The sequence below is a fragment of the Mesorhizobium sp. M7A.F.Ca.CA.001.08.2.1 genome, from assembly GCF_003998455.1.
GTDB lineage: Bacteria > Pseudomonadota > Alphaproteobacteria > Rhizobiales > Rhizobiaceae > Mesorhizobium > Mesorhizobium ciceri.
Window position 1 is genome coordinate 1 of sequence record NZ_RZPW01000881.1, and the last position, 2,352, is coordinate 2,352.

A 2,352-nucleotide genomic window follows, 5' to 3' on the forward strand; every position below is an offset into this window, starting at 1 on the left:
GGCCTCAGACGCTTCAACGCCATCGTCGACGGCTTCGTTCTCGCCTCACAAAAATGAACCCGAAGCAAATGTGTGCGCACGCTAGCCCACAGGGGAGAAGGTGGATCGGCGCGCAGCGCCGAGACGGTTGAGGGGTGCTGGCCGGATCACCGTCCTTGCGAAGCTGGAACACCCCTCATCCGACCGAGCTTCGCTCGGCCACCGTCTCCCGCAGGGGGAGAAGGAAGAGGCGGCTGCAATTCTACATCGGCCCGCTTGCCACAAGGCCCTGCGCCGCGATATCCCCGAGCGGCAACTCTTCGGTGTCCCCGGCCCTTCATGCTCAAAACTGCCTTCCTGACGTTGCTTTCGCTTGCCATAGCCATCATCGGCGGTGGCGGCAGCGTCTGGTATGCGCTGAAAGTCCAGGATGGCGTCGGCGCCATCCGGATCGGTCAATGGACAGCCTTTCCCGATATCGGCACGCCGTCCGCCGATCCTTATTCCAAGGCTCGCGTGGCGCGCGAGGGCGTGCTTGCACTCGGCCGTGCCGAGGGGCTGTCCTTCGTCGCCGAGCGAGACACGGGCGGCGCCGAGCTCAAGCGCGAATGCACCTACACCATCGAGGGCGGATTTCCGACGGCGCGGTTCTGGACGCTCTACGCCGCCGACCAGTCGCTCAGCGTGGTCGAGACTGGCAAATCCCGGCTGGCGGCGCTGCAATCCTACGGGGTGGTGCGCCAGCCCGACAATTCGGTGATCATTTCCGCCGGCCATCACCCGATGCCCGGCAATTGGCTGCTGACAGACGGCTTCGGCAGGATGTATTTCGTGCTGACCTTCTACGACACGCCAATCGCCAGCAGCACGGGCCTGTCGGACGTCTCGCTGCCGCGTATCGTCAAGGTCGGCTGCGATGCGTAGTTTTTATGCGGCGATGCGCAGACTTTTGCATGCCGTCCTGCTCGGCCTGCTCGGCGCCGGCATTGTGCACATCGCCGTGCTGCTTCTGGTGCCTGAATTTTCCGAACGCGACGCCTGGTCGCGGCTGTCAATGGCGTCGGACCTCTACAAGATGACGCGGCTCGATGCCGAGGCCGGTGGCGCGCCCGTGGTGAAATCCGTCGACCCGCTGTTTTATGCGACGGCCTGCCGGTTCGACCTGGGCGAAGGTTTGGTCCGCGTCAAGGCACCTGGACATGTCCCGTTCTGGTCGGTGTCGGTCTATGACCGCAGCGGCCACAACATCTATTCCTTCAACGACCACACAGCGACCGAAGGCGTTCTGGATGCCGTGGTGCTGACGCCGGCGCAGATGATCGACGTGCGCAAGGACCTTCCAGAGGATCTTCAGGGGGCGATCTTCGTCGAAGCGCCGATCGAGGAAGGCATTTTCGTCATCCGTGCCTTCGTCCCCGACAGCAGCTGGAAGCCGATCGTGTCGCGCTTCTTCGAACAGAGTTCCTGTGAGTTGCAGGACTTCTAGAGCGTGTCGCGTCTGAACGGGTTCAGACGACCCGCTTCAGGTCTTTTTTATGCATGTCGTTCTCCCAAAACCGGGGTCACTTTCGGGCGACATGCACTAGACATGATCCCGGACCAAGGTCCGTGGCCGCCGAAACTCAGTGGTGCGGGACCGGCTTCGTCCCTGGCGACCCCGTCTTGTCGGGATCGACCGGCCGCACTTCGCCGGCATGCGACCGCTCATAGCGGATGCCGGGAAAGATGATCACCGCCGCCGGCATTTCGGCGGTTTGCTTTGCTCTGGTGTTTGGTGCCGTACGCGGCACGAAAGACAGTACCATGCCCATGGTTCGCGCATTCCTCTCGGTTTCCCCGGAGCACAACGCAACGCCTCCAAATGTCATTAAGGCCGGCAGAGGGTTAACGGAGCGCTAACGGATCGTCGCTAACTTGATCTTTGTTCTTGGTGCTCGCGAAACCGACATAATCCCGGTCGAGCGCGCCAAGCTTGTGTCGAGTACGGGCGTATCCTTCGTGTCATCTTCGGACTTCAGGCAAATCGCGGCACGAAAAGACTCGGGAAAGGCCGAAAGGCTATTCCGCGCCGCGGTGTCGGCGTTCTGCTCGCTCACCCGCCCCTCACGCCGCGAGATCGGCCAGCTCGAAGACCTGACGCTGCCGCTGTTCAATGACGTGTCCGTCGAATCCCGCCGTTACGTGGCAGCCGCCCTTTCCGAATGCGAATACGCACCCGCCGCCCTGGTGCGCCGTCTTTGCGAGGAACCGGTTGACATTGCCGCGCCGCTGCTCATCCGCTCACGCGCCGTCAGCGACATCGATCTCATCGCCCTGATCGGGCGGCATGGCCTGCCGCATGCGCGTGCCATCGCGCGCCGCAAGGGCTTGAAC

Annotated in this window: 3 protein-coding genes and 1 pseudogene; 3 read left to right on the forward strand and 1 reads right to left on the reverse strand. The window is 62.8% G+C overall.

Features of this window, described 5'->3' with window-relative positions; all coding sequences use genetic code 11:
- Nucleotides 1–318: 318 nt before the first annotated feature.
- Together EN914_RS32395 and EN914_RS32400 are read left to right on the forward strand one after the other, a co-directional pair.
- Entirely contained in the window at nucleotides 319–903 is a 585-nt protein-coding gene (locus EN914_RS32395) for a DUF1214 domain-containing protein (protein WP_013532651.1), read from the forward strand.
- Nucleotides 896–1,465, forward strand: coding sequence for a DUF1254 domain-containing protein (locus EN914_RS32400; RefSeq protein ID WP_032899749.1), 570 nt, complete (start codon nucleotides 896–898; stop codon nucleotides 1,463–1,465). Before EN914_RS32395 ends, EN914_RS32400 begins: the two co-directional genes overlap by 8 nt.
- Nucleotides 1,466–1,601: 136 nt before the next feature.
- Here the strand turns inward: EN914_RS32400 and EN914_RS32405 are convergent, their stop codons facing one another.
- The gene (locus tag EN914_RS32405) at nucleotides 1,602–1,790 is read right to left on the reverse strand and encodes a hypothetical protein (RefSeq protein ID WP_013532653.1); all 189 of its coding nucleotides are present in this window, start codon (nucleotides 1,788–1,790) and stop codon (nucleotides 1,602–1,604) included.
- Between the two features lie 187 nt (nucleotides 1,791–1,977).
- On the opposite strand from EN914_RS32405, the pseudogene EN914_RS32410 reads away from it, so the two are divergent.
- Nucleotides 1,978–2,352 (forward strand): annotated as a pseudogene (locus EN914_RS32410) (hypothetical protein); the annotation flags it as partial.